The following is a 17618-nucleotide window of genomic DNA, read 5'->3' on the forward strand; positions in this document are numbered from 1 at the left end:
GAATCGGCCATGTTTTCAACGACTTGAGCCCGGCCGGCAGCCGCAGCCCCCGCAGATCGTGATGGGGCCGCATCGCGCGGCCCGCCGTCACTCGGTGCGCGGCGCGGCAAGGCGCGCGTTCAGCGCCGTCTTGAATGCCGCAAGCGCCGCCGGCTCGGCGTCCGTCACCGCCCACCACGTCATGCCGGCCGCGTCCCAGCGGTCGAGCGCATAGCCCTGCGACACGGTCGCATATGGCGCCGTCGCCCCGCCCTCGCCGGCCGGCCGCACATAGACGTCGATCACGTGCTGCCGGTAGCGGTAGACGAGCACCGCGACGCGACGCTGCCCGACGTAGTCGAGCCGGCCGCCCGCGAGCGGGAAGCCGCTCGCGCCCAGGTCCTCGACCGGCGGCGCGTAGTCGAGCCGCCCGTTGAACCACGGCTTGACCGTGTGGCGGTCCGTCGAGATCACGTCGATGTCGCGCGCCGACAGGCCGGCCCGCACGTGGCTCGCGACGAGCTCGTCGACGGTGCGCTCCGTCGCCGCGCGGTGCGCGGACAGCGTCAGCCCCGCCGCCGCGGCCAGCGCGATCACGAGCGCAACACCCCAGCCGAGGCCCGACAGCGCAACGGCGCCCGGACGCGGCCGAACCGCCGCCGGGCCGCGCGGCGCGCCCCGCAGGCCGAGCCGCTCCAGCCAGCCGGGCCCGCGCGCGGCCGCCCGGGGTTCGGCGTCCGCCGCCGGCAGCCCCGCGAGAATGCGCGCGCGCAGCGCATCCGGCGCGCGATGGTATTCCGCCTGCCGGACTGCCTGGCCGAGCGCGACGATCCGGTCGCGCTCGCGCCGGCACGCGTCGCAGGCGTCGACGTGCCGCTGGATCCGCATCGCATCGGGCGCCGGCAACTCGCGGTCGACGTCCGCGCCGAGCAGTTCGCGCGCTTCGTTACAGTCCATCGATGGCCTCCGATGCGGTTCCGGCCGCCGGCGCGCCGCCCGACGCGGCGCCGGCCTGCGGCGCTTCCTTGCGGGCCGCGCCGCGCGCACCGCCGCCGAGCAGCGCGGCGAGGCGGCGGCGGCCGCGCGCGAGCCGCGACATCACGGTGCCCACCGGCACGTCCGCGATCGCCGCGATCTCGCGGTAGCTCAAATCCTCCATTTCGCGCAGCACGAGCACTTCCCGATATTCGGCCGGCAGTTTCGCGAGCGCGGCGTTCACGAGCCGGGCGTCCTCGCCGCGCAGCAACTGCGCGAGCGGATCTTCCGCCTCCGGGTGCCAGTCGTCGGCCGACTCCGTTCCATCGAGCGTGTCGGGCACCGCCACTTCGTGCGCGTGCGTGCGCCGCCGCCATTCCGTGTACCAGGTATGGCGCACGATCGTCAGCAGCCACGGCCGCGCGTTGCCGCCGTGGCAGCCGTCGACGAAGCGCAGCGCACGCACGCACGCCTCCTGGACGACGTCCTCGGCGTCGCTCGCGTTGCCGCTCAGCCAGCGCGCGAGGTTGTACGCGGCGTCCAGATGCGGCAACACGAGCGTGCGAAAGCGTTCGCCGCGTGCCGCCGCGCCGCCGTCGTCCACCGCCCGTTCGTCGACCCTCCGGCCGGATTGCCCCACGTCGCCTCCTCGTTGATCCGCGCGGCCGCGGCCGCCTCCGTCCGGCGTGCGGCGCCCGGACAGACTGGCGATACGCACGCGGTCGAAGATATCTACCGCCCGTGAATCGAGTTTATTCCCGCCGAACACGCCGGGAGGCGAAAAATAATCCGGGAATGGCGGCCATGCGGGGGCGGTATCACAGGCAAACGCCTTCGTCATCATCCGCACCGGTGCCGCCATGCCATACGCTCTCGCCTTTCCGAAGCACCCCGATTCGCGCGCGGCCGGCCGCGCCCGCCGCGGCGAACTCCGCGCCCCCGCGCCGCCCGCCGCCGCGCCCGGTCGTGCCCCGGCCGCCGCCGCGTCGCGCGCGCCTACGGCGTGCCGCTCCAGTAGCCGGCGCGCGCGTACGCATCGCGCAGGTAGTCGATGAAATAGCGCACGCGCGCCGGCACGTAGCGCTGCTGCGGGTAGACGGCGAGGATGTCGTAGTCGGGCAGCGCATAGTCGTCGAGGACGGTCTCGAGCTCGCCCGTCTCGAGCTGCGCGGCGATCTCCCAGGTCGAGCGCCAGCCGAGCCCGAGCCCTTCCGACGCCCAGCGGTGCAGCAGTTCGCCGTCGTTGCAGTCGAGGTTGCCCGTCACGCGCATCGTGACGATCTTGCCGTTGCGCTGGAAGTACCAGCCGCGGTTCTGGCCGCCCTGCAGGTTGAACGCGAGGCAGTTGTGCTTCAGCAGGTCGTCGAGCGTCTTCGGGCGGCCGTGCCGGCGGAAATAATCCGGCGTGCCGCAGACGACGCGCCGGTTCGACGCGAGCTTCACCGCGACGAAGTTCGGATCGACCGCGCCGCCGATCCGGATCGACAGGTCGTAGCCTTCGCGCACGAGGTCGACGACCCGGTCGGTCAGGTTGAACGACAGCTGCATGTCCGGCTTGTCGGCGAGAAAGCCCGGCGCGTGCGGCGCGACGTGCTTGCGGCCGAACGCGGCCGGCGCGGACACGATCAGGTGGCCGCTCACCGCGCGCCGCCCGGCGGCCAGCTCGTTCTCGGCCTGGTCCCATTCGGCGAGCAGGCCGCGGCAGCGCTCGAGAAACGCCGCGCCCTCCTCGCTCACGACGAGCCGCCGCGTCGAGCGGTACATCAGCTTCACGCCGAGACGCTTCTCCAGCGCGTCGATGCGCCGGCCGAGCACGACCGGCGACACCCCCTCCTCGAGCGCCGCGGCCGCGAGGCTGCCCGCGTCCGCGACCCGCACGAACGTCTCGATCTGCTTGAAGCGGTCCATCCCGTGTCTCCTGCATGACGGCCGGCCAACGCCCGACCCGCCGTCATTCGATACTTTTAGTTTCGAAAAAAGCGACTCCGGCTGATCTTATCAAACCTTTGATGCATCCCTAAAGTGTCTCCAACAGACCGATTCGCAAGATCCGCAAACATTCAAGGAGACATTCATGGCCAAGATGAGAGCCGTCGACGCCGCCGTGCTCGTGCTCGAGAAGGAAGGCATCCAGACCGCGTTCGGCGTGCCGGGCGCCGCGATCAACCCGTTCTATTCCGCGATGCGCAAATCGGGCGGCATCAGCCACGTGCTGGCCCGCCACGTCGAGGGCGCGTCGCACATGGCCGAAGGCTATACGCGCGCCGCTCCAGGCAACATCGGCGTATGCATCGGCACGTCGGGCCCCGCCGGCACCGACATGATCACGGGCCTCTACTCGGCGTCGGCCGACTCGATTCCGATCCTCGCGATCACCGGCCAGGCGCCGCGCGCGCGCCTCTACAAGGAGGACTTCCAGGCGGTCGACATCGAGTCGATCGCGAAGCCGGTCACCAAGTGGGCCGTCACCGTGCGCGAGCCGGCGCTCGTGCCGCGGGTGTTCCAGCAGGCGTTCCACCTGATGCGCTCGGGCCGCCCGGGCCCGGTGCTGGTCGACCTGCCGATCGACGTGCAGCTCGCCGAGATCGAATTCGACATCGACACCTACGAGCCGTTGCCCGTCTACAAGCCCGCGGCGACCCGCGCGCAGATCGAGAAGGCGCTCGCGATGCTCAACGACGCGGACAAGCCGCTGATCGTGTCGGGCGGTGGCGTGCTCAACGCGGCGGCCGAGGAGCTGCTCGTCGCGTTCGCGGAAACCGTCGGCGTGCCGGTGATCCCGACGCTGATGTCGTGGGGCGCGATTCCGGACGACCATCCGCTGATGGCCGGCATGGTCGGCCTGCAGACCTCGCACCGCTACGGCAACGCGACGCTGCTCGCGTCCGACTTCGTGCTCGGCATCGGCAACCGCTGGGCGAACCGCCACACGGGCAGCATCGACGTCTACACGAAGGGCCGCAAGTTCGTCCACGTCGACATCGAGCCGACCCAGATCGGCCGCGTGTTCGGCCCGGATCTGGGGATCGTGTCCGACGCGAAGGCCGCGCTCGAGCTGTTCGTCACCGTCGCGCAGGAATGGAAGGCCGCCGGCAAGCTGAAGGACCGCGGCGCGTGGGTGGCCGAATGCCAGCAGCGCAAGCGCACGCTGCAGCGCAAGACGCATTTCGACAACGTGCCCGTCAAGCCGCAGCGCGTGTACGAGGAGATGAACAAGGTGTTCGGCCGCGACACGTGCTACGTGAGCACGATCGGCCTGTCGCAGATCGCCGCCGCGCAGTTCCTGCACGTGTTCAAGGCGCGCAACTGGATCAACTGCGGCCAGGCCGGCCCGCTCGGCTGGACGATCCCCGCCGCGCTGGGCGTGCGCGCGGCCGATCCGCAACGGCCGATCGTCGCGCTGTCGGGTGACTACGACTTCCAGTTCATGATCGAGGAGCTCGCCGCCGGCGCGCAGTTCAAGCTGCCGTACGTGCACGTCGTCGTGAACAACTCGTACCTCGGGCTGATCCGCCAGGCGCAGCGCGCGTTCGACATGGACTACTGCGTGCAGCTCGCGTTCGACAACGTCAACGCGCCGGAGTTGAACGGCTATGGCGTCGATCACGTCGCGGTGGCCGAAGGCCTCGGCTGCAAGGCGCTGCGCGTGTCCAGGCCGGAAGAGATCGAGCCGGCGCTGAAGCAGGCGCAGGCGCTCGCGGAAGAGTTCAGCGTGCCGGTGATCGTCGAAGTGATCCTCGAGCGCGTGACCAACATCTCGATGGGCGCCGAGATCGACGCGATCAACGAGTTCGAGGATCTCGCCGACAAAGCCGAACACGCGCCGACCGCGATCTCGCTGCTCGACTGACCCGCCCCATTCCTACTGACCGACCGAAGAGGCTTAGCTCATGCCGAAGTTTGCAGCCAACCTGACCATGCTGTTCAACGAAGTGCCGTTCCTCGACCGCTTCAAGGCGGCCGCCGACGCGGGCTTCGACGCCGTCGAGTTCCTGTTCCCGTATCCGTACGCGAAAGAGGAACTCGCCGAGCGGCTCGAGACGCACCGCCTGCGCCTCGTGCTGCACAACCTGCCCGCCGGCAACTGGGACCAGGGCGAGCGCGGCATCGCGTGCCTGCCCGATCGCGTCGGCGAGTTCCAGGAAGGCGTCGGCCGCGCGATCGAGTATGCGAAGGCGCTGAAGGTGCCGCAGCTGAACTGCCTGGTCGGCATCCCGTCGGCGAGCACGGCGCGCGACACGACCTTCGTCACGATCGTCGACAACCTGCGCTTCGCCGCCGATGCGCTGAAGCGCGAAGGCATCCGCCTGCTCGTCGAGCCGTGCAATTCGTTCGACATCCCGGGCTTCGCGCTGAACCGCTCGGCCGAAGGGCTCGACGTGATCCGCGCGGTCGGCTCGGACAACCTGTTCCTGCAGTACGACATCTATCACATGCAGCGCATGGAAGGCGAACTGGCCGCGACGATCGAGCGCAACCTCGCGTCGATCGGCCACGTCCAGCTCGCGGACAACCCGGGCCGCAACGAGCCGGGCACCGGCGAGATCAACTACGCGTTCCTGTTCGCGCTGCTCGACCGGCTCGGCTATGCGGGCTACGTCGGCTGCGAATACAAGCCCCGCACCACCACGACCGAAGGGCTCGGCTGGCTGCAACGCATCGCCGGGTGTGCGCCAGGCTCGGCGCGCCGCGCCGCCTGAGCCTCGCCCGTTCCGTCATCGCCCCTACAAGGAGACACTCATATGGCAACCATCGGTTTCATCGGCCTCGGCATCATGGGCGCGCACATGGCGCGCAACCTGCTCAAGGGCGATCATCAGCTCGTCGTGAACGGCGCGTTTCCGGTGCCGGACGACCTGCGGGCGAGCGCGAAGGTCGTCGCGAACTCGACCGAAGTCGCGAAGCACGCGGACATCATCATCTCGATGGTTCCGGACACGCCCGACGTGCGCAATGTGCTGTTCGCCGACGACGGCGTCGCGAAGGGCCTCACCGCCGGCAAGCTCGTGATCGACATGAGCTCGATCTCGCCGCTCGACACGCAGGCATTCGCGAAGGACATCAACGCGCTCGGCTGCGACTACCTCGACGCGCCGGTGTCCGGCGGCGAAGTCGGTGCGCGCGAGGCGACGCTGACGATCATGGTCGGCGGCCCGGAGCAGGCCTTCGAACGCGCGAAGCCGCTGTTCGAGCGGATGGGCAGGAACATCACGCTCGTCGGCGACAACGGCGCGGGCCAGACCTGCAAGGTCGCGAACCAGATCATCGTCGCGCTGAACATCGAGGCCGTCGGCGAAGCGCTGCTGTTCGCCGCCCGCTCGGGCGCCGATCCGGAGCGCGTGCGCCAGGCGCTGATGGGCGGCTTCGCCGCCTCGCGCATCCTCGAAGTGCACGGCGCGCGGATGACGAAGCGCACGTTCGATCCGGGCTTCCGCATCGAGCTGCACCAGAAGGACCTGAATCTCGCGCTCGACGGCGCGCGCAAGCTCGGCCTCGCGCTGCCGCACACCGCGAGCGCGCAGCAATTGTTCAGCGTCTGCGCATCGCACGGCGGCAAGGCCTGGGATCACTCGGCGCTCGTGCGCGCGCTCGAGATCATGTCGAACTTCGAGATCGCGCAGCCGCACGCGCACGCCAAGGTCGCCTGACGCAATCGCGCGCCGTCCGCGGTCATCGCGGACGCGCGCACACGCCACACTTGCGGTTCCGCGTGCCGGACCGCATCGATGCGCGCGTCGTCGCGCATCTCCGTGGGGCGCCCCGCCACGCATCGCAGCTCGCGTGCGACGGGGCGAAAAACGCCGCTCTGGGCTGAGAGCGGCGAGGTGGGGTCCGCAGCGGCACCCGGCGACGCCGGGGAAGCCTTGGTCGGTCAGACGTCGTCGTCGGGTGTCCGTCTGTCGGATTTCACGTCTTACACTTCTTTACGTTCACGCGTGCAATAAGTCATGCAATCGTCGCCGTGAACGCCTACACTTTCGCCACGCCTTTCGAGAAAACCGCCGCGCGCGCATTCGTGCCAGCGCGGTGTTTTTTTCGCCACTTCACGGCGCGTTTTCTTTTCAACCACCTAGGGAGTGCAGCGATGGGTCTTCTTTCCTTTATCAAAGAGGCGGGTGAAAAACTGCTGGGTCACGCCGACGCGCAAGCGGCGGAAGATCCGAATGCCGCGAACCAGACCGCGGCCGATGCGATCAAGCATTACATCGACACGCAGGGCCTCGACACGTCGAACCTGACTGTCGCGTTCGACGGCGCGTCGCGCACCGTGACGCTGTCGGGCAGCGTCGCCGATCTCGACACGAAGGCCAAGGTCAAGGTCGCGGCCGGCAACGTGCAGGGCGTCGCGGGCGTCAACGACGACGACCTCCAGCCGGACGATCCGGAAGTCCAGTACCACGACGTCGTGTCCGGCGACAATCTGTGGAAGATCGCCGAGAAGTACTACGGCGACGGCACGAAGAACACCGCGATCTTCGAAGCGAACAAGCCGATGCTGTCGAGCCCCGACCGCATCTATCCGGGCCAGAAGCTCGTGATCCCGCCGCAGTCCTGATCGCTCGCTCAGGATCGCAAAAACGAAAAGGCAGGCCGATCGGCCTGCCTTTTGCATTGACGCCGGACGCAACGCGTCCGGTCAGTAAGTGTCGAACAAGCGCTGCAGGTCGTCGCGCGCGCCGATTCCGTTCGCGAGCGCGAGCATCAGCAGCACGCGCGCCTTGAACGGGTTCAGCGAGCCCGCGCTCACGAAGCCGAGCGCGTCGTCGCAGGCGGCGCCGTTCTTCATCACGTGCCCGGAGCCGACCCGCGACGCGCGGACCACGGCGACGCCCTGCTTCACCGCATCGGCGAGCGCCGCCTGCAGCGTCGCATGGATCGAGCCGTTGCCGGTGCCCGCGACGACGAGCCCGCGCACGCCGGCCGCGACGAGCGCATCGACGGCGGTGCGCGTGGCCCCTGAATAGCTGGCGACAACCTCGACCGCCGGCCATGCATTAAGCATCGCCAGTTGCGAATCGTGCGGACGCGTCACGCGCCGCGCGAATTCGACGCGGCCGTCCTGCACCCAGCCGAGCGCGCCGAGTTCCGGCGACTGGAACGCGTCGACCGCATACGTGCTCGTCTTCACGACGTCGCGCGCGCCATGGATCCGGTTGTTGAATGCGACCAGCACGCCCTGCCCGCGCGCGGCCGGGTGAGCCGCGACCGTCACCGCGTTGAGCAGGTTGAGCGGGCCGTCGGACGACAGCGCGGTCGCCGGGCGCATCGCCGCGGTCAGCACGACCGGCTTGTCGCCCCGCACGGTCAGGTGCAGCGCGTAGGCGGTTTCCTCGAGTGTGTCGGTGCCGTGCGTGATCACGATGCCGTCGACGGCGTCGTCGGCCATCAGCGCGTCGATGCGCGCGGCCAGCGTGTTCCAAAGCGGCAGCGCGAGATCCTTGCTGTCGATGCTGGCGACCTGTTCAGCGTCGATGCGCGCGACGGATGCGAGCGCCGGCACTGCATCGAGCAGGAAGTTGACGCCGAGCGCGCCGGCCTGGTAGCCGGCCGTGCTGGCGGCGTCGGGCGCGGCCCCGGCGATGGTGCCGCCGGTGGCGAGGACGGCGATGCGCGGCAGGGCCGGCGGCGAAACGGAAGCGAAGTGCGGAGTATTCATGGGCGCGATTGTAATGGCTCGCGATCCGGGCACGATAGTCCGGCCGCGCCCGGCGCGTGCGCATCATGGTTTGTCCCGATCGTCCGCCTGCGTTTTTCGTCAACGCCGGTCCGGTCCGCCACGTTATAGAAAGTGCTGTTTTGGTGTTTTCACATTGATTCGCCATAATCGGAGCGCGCGGCGCGATGCGTCCCCGCTATGTGTCCCGCTTCGCGATGGCGTCAATAAAACGCAGTTCACCCCATGGGAGTGTCAAATGAAAATTCAATCGCTCGTAGCCGCACTGCTCGTCGGCGGCATGCTCGCTTCTCCCGCATTCGCGGCGAACAGCCAGCAGGACAAGATGAAGGCCTGTAACACCCAGGCAGCCGGCAAGACGGGCGACGAACGCAAGGCATTCATGAAGGACTGCCTGTCGGCGAAGCCGGCGAAGGCGATGTCGCAGCAGGACAAGATGAAGGCCTGCAACAAGGACGCCGCCGGCAAGAAGGGCGACGAGCGCAAGGCGTTCATGAAGAGCTGCCTGAGCGGCCAGCCGGCCGCCTGATTCCGGCCTCGCCCATCATCAATGCCGCGCACCGTTTCGACGGGCGCGGCATTGTTGTTTTCGTTGCACGCGCATCGACTCCGGTCGCACGGATGACGGGCTCGCCGCCGGCCGGCGGCCGCGCGCGGCCCTCCTGACGACGGCTTTCCGTGCCCGCGCCCGCCCACCGCGCACGCCCCGCACAGGATGCGGCAATTCGCCGCGTTTTCTTCTATGATGGCTGCAATGCGGCCCATCCAAGCATAAGAAGCGCCATCGGGCCGCCCTCGACATGGACGCGCACGCCGCGTCAAACGGAGGCTTGGATGGCATGGAGACAACACCGCTGGTTCCGCCGCTGGGTGATCGTGATCGTGTTCTGGGCCGTCCCCGTCGCGATCGTCGCCGTGCGCGAGATCCGCGAGGAAATGGCCTACAACAAGGCGGACCTGCAGCTCGCGCTGACCACCTGGCAGCTCACCGATGCGCAGCGCGCCGCCGGCGCCGCCGCGCGCTGTCACGGCGCCCCTGACGAAGCGCGCGCGGCCGGCTGCCCCGCCGACGTGCTCGCCGCCAATGCCCCCCGCCAGCAGGCCGCGCGCGACGAGTACGTGGTGCGCCGCAACACGCTCGCGAGCTACCTGTGGCATGCGTTCGTCGGCTACTGGGTCGTGCCGGCCGCGTTCCTGTTCGCATGCGGCGTCGTCATCGCGCTGATCCGTCGCGCGCTGCGACGGCCGCCGATCAAGCCGCCGGTGCCGCACTGACGCGCGCATCGCCGCACCGCGCCCGTCGCCCTCCCCTTGGCCTGCAAGCCGCCGGCGCATGCGCCGCGCCGGCGAGCGCGTGCGCGCCATTCGTCGGCGGATAGCGACACAACTTGACGATTTGACGCTTTTTCATTTCTCGATGAAAAGCCTCCCGTAATCCGCTGTGATATAACTGCCGACGTGATCCGCCCCTTGAACGGTGCGACTCACCCTGTACATCACCCGATGGAGAAGAACGATGCAAAAACGGAATCTCGCACTGAAAGCCGCCGCCGCGCTCATCGTCGGCAGCCTCGCGCTCGCCGGTTGCACCACGACCCCCGACAAGCCCGACACCGCCGCGACCAATGCGTCGAAGCGCCAGGCGATCGATTCGAGCGTCGACGCGACGTTGTCGCGCCTGTATTCCACGGTCAAGGGCTCGCGCGAGCTCGTCGCGAAATCGCGCGGCGTGCTGGTGTTCCCTGAAGTGCTCCAGGCCGGCTTCATCGTCGGCGGCCAGTCCGGCAACGGCGCGCTGCGCGTCGGCGGCAGCACGGTCGGCTACTACAACACGTCGTCGCTGTCGGTCGGCCTGCAGGCGGGCGCGCAATCGAAGGCGATCGTGTTCCTGTTCATGACGCAGGAATCGCTCAACGAATTCCGCGGCTCGGACGGCTGGGCCGCCGGCGCGGGCGCGTCGGTCGCGCTGGTGAAGATGGGCGCGAACGGCGCGGTCGACACCAACACGGCCACCGCGCCGGTGCAGGTGTTCGTGCTGACGAACGCCGGCCTGATGGGCGACGTGTCGATCAACGGCACGAAGGTTACCAAGCTGAAGATCTGACGCACGCTGCCCGCGCCCCGCGCGGGCAGTCCATGTGCAAACGGCGATGCCCTCACGGGCATCGCCGTTTTTTGCGCCTGCGCGACACGCGTCAGGTCGTCGAATCGATCACCTTGAAACGCGCGCGCTTCTGCGCGCGGATCAGCGACTGATAGACGTCGACGTACTGCTGCGCCATCCGGCGCGACGTGAAGCGCTCCTCGAAGCGCTGCCGCACGCGTGCGCGCGGCAGCAGGCGCAGCCGGTTGACGGCCGCGACCGCGCTGATCTCGTCCTCGACGATGAAGCCCGACACGCCCTCGTCCAGCACCTCCGGCACCGAGCCGCGATTGAACGCGATCACCGGCGTGCCGCACGCCATCGCCTCGACCATCACGAGGCCGAACGGCTCCGGCCAGTCGATCGGGAACAGCAGCGCATGCGCGCCCGACAGGAATTCCGCTTTCTGGTGATCGGCGATCTCGCCGATGTATTCGACATGCGGCAGCGCGAACAGCGGCTTGATCTCGCGTTCGAAATACTCCTGGTCGGCCGCGTCGATCTTGGCGGCGACCTTGATCGGCAGCCCGCACTGCTGCGCGATGCGGATCGCCGTGTCGACGCGCTTTTCCGGCGAGATGCGGCCGAGGAACGCGAGATAGCGCGGCTCGACCGGCTGCGGCGTGTAGAGCGTCTCCGGCAGCCCGTGATAGACCGTCGTCAGCCATTTCGCCTGCGGCAGCGGCTGGCGCTGCGCGTTCGAGATCGAGATCACCGGCGCCGTGTTGAACGTGTCGAACACCGGCTGCTGCTCGGGCAGGTCGAGCCGGCCGTGCAGCGTCGTCACGTACGGCACTTCCTGGCGGTTGAAGACCGAGAACGAGTAATAGTCCATGTGGAAATGCAGGACGTCGAAGTCCTTCGCGCGGCGCGCGACCGTTTCCATCAGCAGCATGTGCGGCGCGATCCGGTCGCGGATCGACGAGTCGAGCCGCAGCGCGCGCGGCCACACCGGCTCGAGCTTCGCGCGCGTCGTCGAATCGCCGCTCGCGAACAGCGTCACGTCGTGACCGAGGTCGACGAGCGCCTCGGTGATGTACGACACGACGCGCTCCGTGCCGCCGTACAGCTTCGGCGGCACCGACTCGGTCAGCGGGGCGATCTGGGCAATTCTCATGATCCACGTCTCCAAAGGGTCGGCGCAGCGCCGCCCGAATATTTCATTATTGGCGATCCGGCCGGGACGCACCGAGGGTCTTGCATTTTATGGGTGTTGTTACAGGCCGGATACACTCGGCCACGCTGCCGATACAGGGGTCGGAGCTACGGCGGACAACGCGCCGCGCGTCAGCGCGACGGCCATTTCCACGGCGGCAGGTCCCGCGTGTCGGCATCGACGAGCCCGGTCGCGCCGAGCCGCTTGTCGAGCACGAGCGACTCGCAGCCGGCCTCGCGCTCGAGCGTCGCGATCAGCCGCGCCGCATGCGACACGACGATCACCTGCGAATGCCGCGCCGCCTGCGCGATCAGGCGGCCGAGCGCCGGCAGCAGGTCCGGATGCAGGCTCGTCTCCGGTTCGTTCAGCACCATCAGCGCGGGCGGCCGCGGCGTCAGGAGCGCCGCCGCGAGCAGCAGGTAGCGCAGCGTGCCGTCCGACAGCTCGGCGGCCGCCAGCGGGCGCAGCAGCCCCGGCTGGCGCATCAGCACCTCGAAGCGGCCGCGGGCGCCCGGATTGTCGATCTCGACCGACGCGCCCGGAAACGCATCGTCGATCGCCGCGTCGAGCGCCGCGCCGTCGCCGATCTCGCGAATCGTCCGCAGCGCGGCGGCAAGGTCGGCGCCGTCGTCCGCGAGCACGGCAGTGTGGGTGCCGATGTGCGACTGCCGCGCAGGCGCCTGCGCGTCGGTGCGGAAATGATCGTAGAAGCGCCACGAGCGGATCCGCTCGCGCACCGCGATCATCTCCGGCGCGCCGCGCGGGTCGGCGAACTCCGTCATCATGCTGTCGAAGCTCGCGACCGGCTGCGGGACGGTCGACCAGTCGCCCGACGCATCGCGCGCGCGAATCTGCGCGCCCTGCCGGTCGACCAGCAGCGTCGACGGCCGCAATGTCGGCCCGCTCCAGATGCATTCGCGCTTGACGACCGGATCGAGCCCGAACATCGAATCGTCGTTCTTCACCGGCAGGCCGAGGTCGATCGCGTAGCCGAAATCGTCGCACGCGAACCCGAGCTTGAGGCTCACCGGCCCGTTGCGTACCGTGCCGGTAACGGGCGCATCGCCCGCCAGCATCGACCGCGAAAACCGCTCGGGGCCGGCCCACAGCGTCGACGGCAGCCCGCCCTCGCGGGCCAGCGACGGGATCACGCGGCCCTGCGCGGTGTCGGCGAGCAGCCGCAGCGCGCGGTACACGCTCGACTTGCCGCTGCCGTTCGGCCCCGTCACGACGTTCAGCGCCGCGAGCGGCACGATCAGCTCGCGCAGCGAGCGATAGTTGGCAATGGCGAGCGTATGGAGTGCCGTCATGATCGGGGGCGGATCAGCGTCCGTCGACGGCCTGCGGATCGGCCGCGGTGTTCGCCGCCGTGCTGGCGGCAGGCGCGCGTTCGTGCGGGCGTGCAGGATTCGGCGCGTCCGGCGCCGAGGCGTGCGGAAACAGTTCGGTGCGGCTGCGCGGCAGGCACTGCGGGTAATGCGACTGGATGTACGCGATCAGCCCCTCGCGCACGCGGCAGCGCAAGTCGAAGCACAGCGACGAATCCGCCGCGCTGACGAGCGCGCGCAACTGCATCGTGCGCTCGGTCGCGTCGGTCACCTGCAGCACCTGCACGCGGCCGTCCCATTCGGGCGCGTGCTGGACGAGCCGCGCGAGCTCCTCGCGCAGCGGCGCGAGCGGCGTCCGGTAGTCGACGGACAGGAACACCGTACCAATGATTTCGGCGCTGTTGCGCGTCCAGTTCGCGAACGGATTCTCGATGAACCATTGCAGCGGCACGACGAGCCGCCGCTGGTCCCACAGGCGCACCGACACGTAGGTGCCGGTGATTTCCTCGATGCGCCCCCACTCGCCCTGGATCACGACGACGTCGTCGAGCCGGATCGGCTGCGTCAGCGCGATCTGCAGGCCTGCGATCAGGTTGCCGAGCACCGGGCGCGCGGCGATGCCGGCGACGAGGCCCGCGACCCCGGCCGACGCGAGCAGGCTCGCGCCGACCTGGCGCACGTTCGGGAACGTCATCAGCGCGGCGCCGGTGCCGACGATCACGATCAGCACCATCACGGTCCGCGACAGCACGCGCGCCTGCGTATGGATGCGACGCGCCTGCAGGTTGTCCGCCGTGTCCAGCGGATGGGCCTGGATGATCGCCTCGCAGACCGCGGCCGCGAGCCGCACGAGCAGCCAGGTCAGCGCCACGATCGTGCCGACGGCCGCCGCGGTGCGCATGCCGCGCACGAACGGCACGCCGTCGTCGGCCTGCAGCCAGACGAATTCGAGCGCGAGCAGCGCGAGCGTGACGAGCGACGGCTTGTCGATGTAGCGCAATTCCACGCTCAGCATCGGATAGGGGCGCGCGATGCGCTTGACGACGCGCGCGCCGATCCGGTGCGCGGCCGCGCCGACCAGCAGGATGACGGCCGACACGATCAGCGTGCCGAGCCACGAATGCAATGGCGCATCGGCGATGCGCCGCAGTTCCTCGAGTGAAATCATCGACGCCTGAGCCTCTTCGGTTCAGGAGGCGCATCATGCGCCTCGTCCTGGATGCATCGGCGACGCCCGGGCGCGGCACGCGCCCGGACACGGCTTCAGTTCAGTTGCCGCCCCTGCAGGGAAACGCCTTGCCGAGACCGAGCGACACCGCGGTGCTCGCGTTGTAGTCGGCCAGCTTCGGATTTTCCGCGATGTACTTGCGCACCGCGTCGGTCATCTGCTGCGCCTTGATGTCGGGCGGCAGGCAGAAATACTGGCCGACGCGCGGCCCGGTGGTGCCGCCGATCGCGTCGATCGTGTTGTAGACGCCGTCGGCGGCGCCTTCGATGTAGGCCGCGCACGACGCCCGCGATTTCACGTCCGTCTTCGCGCACAGCCGATCGAGATCCGCGCCCGTGAAAGCCGCCGCCGACAACGGCACGGCGAACGCCGCGGCACAAAACATAGCCCGCAACATGGTGTTCCTTATGTCAATGCGATCCGTGGCCGCCGGCCGCGCCTGACCGGCGCGCGCCTGGCCGGCCGCGCTCAAAACCGTTATTTTGCACTCTTTTGGGCATTGCCCGGCGTTGCCGCCCCGATGCGCTCGGTGCGCTTGCTCAGGATGTCGATCGCATCCGGCGCCTTGTAGTGCTTCGCGAACTCCAGCGCGGTGATGCCGAGCTGGTTCTTCACCTGCGGATCGGCGCCCTGGTCGAGCAGCAGATTCACCGTCGACGCGTGGTTGCCGCGCGCCGCCATCATCAGCGGCGTCGTGCCGTTCGGCGATGCCGTATCGATGTACGCGTCATGGTCGAGGAGCACCTTGACGACCGCATCCTGGCCATTGGTGGCCGCGTAGTGCAGCGGCGCCCAGCCCTTCTTGCTGACCTCCGCGCCCTTGTCGATCAGGAGCTTCACGAGACCGACGTCGCCGTTCAGCGACGCGAGCATCAGCGCGTTCTCACCCGCCTTGTCTTCCTTCTCGAGGTCGACGTTCGGCGCCGCGGCGAGCGCCGCCGCCACCTTGTCGGACTTCTCGCGCGCGGCGATCACGATGAGCGGATCGCCGTTCGGCGCGAGCGTGTTCGGATCAAGGCCGTTCTTCAACTGCTTGCCGATGTCGGCAATGTCGTCGAACTTGACCGCCTTGACGATCGCTTCGAGCGACTCCGAGTGCGCGCCGGCGGCCGCGAACAGCCCGCCCGCGACCAGCGCGGCGGCGGCGAGCGCACGTTTCGGCAGATGTTTGATCGGCTTGGTCATTGTTGTGGGCTCCTTCCCCTGGGTTGTCGGCTGCGTCGCGCCGCCGTCAGCGGGCGATCTTGAACAGCCGGAAAAAGTTCTGCGTCGTCGCGTCGGCCAGCGCCTCGACGGCGATGCCGCGCTCGGATGCGATAAAGCGTCCGACATGGCTGACGTACGCAGGTTCATTCGGCTTGCCGCGATACGGCACCGGCGCGAGGTACGGCGAATCGGTCTCGATCAGCAGCCGGTCGAGCGGCACGCGGCGCGCGACGTCCTGCACGTCGGTCGCGTTCTTGAACGTGACGATCCCCGACAGTGAGATGTGGAAGCCCTGCGCGAGCGCCTGCTCGGCGACCGGCCACGGCTCGGTGAAGCAGTGCATCACGCCGCCCGGCACCGCCGCGCGCTCCTCGGCCATGATCCGCAGCGTGTCCTCCGACGACGACCGCGTGTGAATGATCAACGGCTTCAGCGTCGCGTGCGCGGCGCGAATGTGCGTGCGGAAGCGCTCGCGCTGCCATTCCATGTCGGCGATCGAGCGGCCTTCGAGGCGGTAGTAGTCGAGGCCCGTCTCGCCGATCGCGACGACCTTCGGGTGCGCGGCCAGCTCGATCAGCTCGGCGAGCGTCGGCTCCTGCGCGTCCTCGTGATCGGGGTGCACGCCGACTGACGCATAGACGTTGTCGTGCGCCTCCGCGATCGCGAGCACCTCGGCCAAGGTCTCGAAATCGACGGACACGCACAGCGCGTGCGTGACGTCGTGCTCGCGCATGTTCTCGAGCACCGCCGGCAGGCGGTCCGCGAGACCCTTGAAATTGATGTGGCAGTGAGAATCGACGAACATCGTGTTTCCTGAATCCTGGTGACGGGCGGCCGCTCGGGCCGCGCGCCGCCGGTTATGCGCCCCGTGCGCAATCGAGCCGCTTGCCGGGGCTCACTCGAACATTTCACGATATCCGAGGAACAGTTCCTCGAATACCAGCCGCGCATTGAGCGGATGGTTCTCGACCATCCGCTGGCGCGTCACGGTCTTCATGAAGCGCGCGAACGCATTCGCGTCGAGCGCGTCCGCGCAGCGCGCGAGCGCGGCGGCATGGACCGGGAAATAGCGCGGCGCGCCCGCCATCCGCTGCGCGAGCAGGTCGTACAGCCAGCGCTGCAGCCAGCCGAGCACGAGCGGCACCGGCAGCTTCTGCAGCGCCTCGCCGCACGCGAACGGGTCGCACCCCGCGCCGGCCGCGAGCTGGCCGAGCGTGAAGTCGCGCAGCGGCCGGTTCTCGTCGCTCGCCAGCGCCAGCGCCGCGAGCGGCGCGCCGCCCGCCTCGGCCAGCAGCGCCGGCGCGTCCGCGACGCCCTGCGCGGCCAGCCACGCGGCGGCCTCGTCCGGCGCCGGCACCGTCATCGGCCATTGCCGGCAGCGGCTGATGATGGTCGGCAGCAGGCGGTCGATGCGCGCCGACACGAGCAGGAACACGACGCCCGCCGGCGGCTCCTCCAGCGTCTTCAGCAGCGCGTTCGACGCGGCGACGTTCAGCGCCTCGGCCGGATACAGCACGACGACGCGCGCCCCGCCGCGGTGCGAGCCGACTCCGCAGAAATCCAGCAGCGCGCGCACCTGCTCGATCTTGATTTCCTTGCTCGGCGCGCGGGTCTTCTTGCCGCCTTCGTCGGCATCCGCCGGCTTGGCGTCATCCGCTGCGCCCGGCGCTTCGCCGGCGAGCGCTTCCGGCAGCACGATCCGGTAGTCGGGATGGTTGCCCTGCGCGAACCACGTGCAGGCCGCGCACGCGCCGCACGGCTCGCCATTCGCCTGCGGGGATTCGCACAGGAAGCCCTGCGCGAGATGCTGCGCGAACTGCAGCTTGCCGATCCCGGCCTGGCCGTGCAGCAGCAGCGCATGCGGCCATTGCGCGCGCAGTTGCTGCAGGCGGTTCCAGTCGTCGGTCTGCCACGGATAGATCATGTGT

The 17618-nt window shown here is 69.1% G+C and carries 18 protein-coding genes; 7 read left to right on the forward strand and 11 right to left on the reverse strand.

Translation table 11 applies throughout. From position 1 onward, the window contains the following. Positions 1-87 precede the first annotated feature (87 nt). The 3 genes from KY49_RS08690 to KY49_RS08700 form a co-directional block, all read right to left on the reverse strand. Positions 88-936, reverse strand: a complete 849-nt coding sequence (locus KY49_RS08690; protein WP_042584191.1) for an anti-sigma factor family protein — start codon at positions 934-936, stop codon at positions 88-90. Continuing rightward, positions 926-1594, reverse strand: a complete 669-nt coding sequence (locus KY49_RS08695; RefSeq protein ID WP_042584192.1) for an RNA polymerase sigma factor — start codon at positions 1592-1594, stop codon at positions 926-928. The genes KY49_RS08690 and KY49_RS08695 overlap by 11 nt, the downstream gene beginning before the upstream one ends. A 356-nt stretch (positions 1595-1950) precedes the next feature. Beyond that, the gene (locus tag KY49_RS08700) at positions 1951-2862 is read right to left on the reverse strand and encodes a LysR family transcriptional regulator (protein WP_010092188.1); all 912 of its coding nucleotides are present in this window, start codon (positions 2860-2862) and stop codon (positions 1951-1953) included. Between the two features lie 166 nt (positions 2863-3028). On the opposite strand from KY49_RS08700, the gene gcl reads away from it, so the two are divergent. The 4 genes from gcl (at position 3029) to lysM (ending at position 7510) form a co-directional block, all read left to right on the forward strand. Continuing rightward, positions 3029-4804, forward strand: coding sequence for a glyoxylate carboligase (gene gcl, locus KY49_RS08705; protein ID WP_042584193.1), 1776 nt, complete (start codon positions 3029-3031; stop codon positions 4802-4804). A 40-nt stretch (positions 4805-4844) separates the two neighbouring features. Next, positions 4845-5654, forward strand: a complete 810-nt coding sequence (gene hyi, locus KY49_RS08710; protein WP_042584194.1) for a hydroxypyruvate isomerase — start codon at positions 4845-4847, stop codon at positions 5652-5654. A 42-nt stretch (positions 5655-5696) separates the two neighbouring features. Then, positions 5697-6602 (forward strand): 2-hydroxy-3-oxopropionate reductase, encoded by a 906-nt coding sequence (locus KY49_RS08715; protein WP_042584195.1) that lies wholly within the window; start codon positions 5697-5699, stop codon positions 6600-6602. Between the two features lie 437 nt (positions 6603-7039). Beyond that, on the forward strand, positions 7040-7510 hold the full coding sequence (lysM, locus tag KY49_RS08720; protein WP_010092184.1) for a peptidoglycan-binding protein LysM: 471 nt from the start codon (positions 7040-7042) through the stop codon (positions 7508-7510). An 81-nt stretch (positions 7511-7591) separates the two neighbouring features. Here the strand turns inward: lysM and KY49_RS08725 are convergent, their stop codons facing one another. Beyond that, positions 7592-8611, reverse strand: a complete 1020-nt coding sequence (locus KY49_RS08725; protein WP_042584196.1) for an asparaginase — start codon at positions 8609-8611, stop codon at positions 7592-7594. 256 nt (positions 8612-8867) lie between these two features. On the opposite strand from KY49_RS08725, the gene KY49_RS08730 reads away from it, so the two are divergent. From KY49_RS08730 to KY49_RS08740, 3 genes are all read left to right on the forward strand, one after another. Continuing rightward, entirely contained in the window at positions 8868-9158 is a 291-nt protein-coding gene (locus KY49_RS08730; protein WP_010092182.1) for a PsiF family protein, read from the forward strand. Positions 9159-9463: 305 nt separating this feature from the next. Continuing rightward, positions 9464-9904, forward strand: coding sequence for a membrane protein (locus KY49_RS08735; RefSeq protein WP_042584197.1), 441 nt, complete (start codon positions 9464-9466; stop codon positions 9902-9904). 241 nt (positions 9905-10145) lie between these two features. Continuing rightward, complete coding sequence (locus KY49_RS08740; protein ID WP_042584198.1) at positions 10146-10733, forward strand: BPSL1445 family SYLF domain-containing lipoprotein; 588 nt, start codon at positions 10146-10148, stop codon at positions 10731-10733. A 91-nt stretch (positions 10734-10824) separates the two neighbouring features. Here the strand turns inward: KY49_RS08740 and KY49_RS08745 are convergent, their stop codons facing one another. The 7 genes from KY49_RS08745 to KY49_RS08775 all read right to left on the reverse strand — a co-directional run bounded on the left by KY49_RS08745 (position 10825) and on the right by KY49_RS08775 (position 17614). Continuing rightward, positions 10825-11889, reverse strand: a complete 1065-nt coding sequence (locus KY49_RS08745; protein ID WP_042584633.1) for a glycosyltransferase family 4 protein — start codon at positions 11887-11889, stop codon at positions 10825-10827. A gap of 170 nt (positions 11890-12059) precedes the next feature. After that, on the reverse strand, positions 12060-13238 hold the full coding sequence (locus tag KY49_RS08750) for an AAA family ATPase (RefSeq protein ID WP_042584199.1): 1179 nt from the start codon (positions 13236-13238) through the stop codon (positions 12060-12062). A gap of 13 nt (positions 13239-13251) precedes the next feature. Continuing rightward, positions 13252-14424, reverse strand: coding sequence for a mechanosensitive ion channel family protein (locus KY49_RS08755; RefSeq protein ID WP_042584200.1), 1173 nt, complete (start codon positions 14422-14424; stop codon positions 13252-13254). A gap of 100 nt (positions 14425-14524) precedes the next feature. Further along, positions 14525-14881: a Rap1a/Tai family immunity protein gene (locus tag KY49_RS08760; protein WP_029226518.1), complete on the reverse strand. Its 357-nt coding sequence runs from the start codon at positions 14879-14881 to the stop codon at positions 14525-14527. An 80-nt stretch (positions 14882-14961) separates the two neighbouring features. Further along, positions 14962-15669, reverse strand: coding sequence for an ankyrin repeat domain-containing protein (locus KY49_RS08765; RefSeq protein ID WP_042584201.1), 708 nt, complete (start codon positions 15667-15669; stop codon positions 14962-14964). Between the two features lie 46 nt (positions 15670-15715). Beyond that, a complete protein-coding gene (locus tag KY49_RS08770) occupies positions 15716-16495 on the reverse strand; it encodes a TatD family hydrolase (protein WP_042584202.1) in 780 nt (259 codons plus the stop codon). Positions 16496-16585: 90 nt separating this feature from the next. Continuing rightward, positions 16586-17614, reverse strand: coding sequence for a DNA polymerase III subunit delta' (locus tag KY49_RS08775; RefSeq protein WP_042584203.1), 1029 nt, complete (start codon positions 17612-17614; stop codon positions 16586-16588). Positions 17615-17618 lie beyond the last annotated feature (4 nt).

The organism is Burkholderia sp. MSHR3999, from assembly GCF_000833595.1.
In the GTDB taxonomy this organism is placed as follows: Bacteria; Pseudomonadota; Gammaproteobacteria; order Burkholderiales; family Burkholderiaceae; genus Burkholderia; species Burkholderia ubonensis.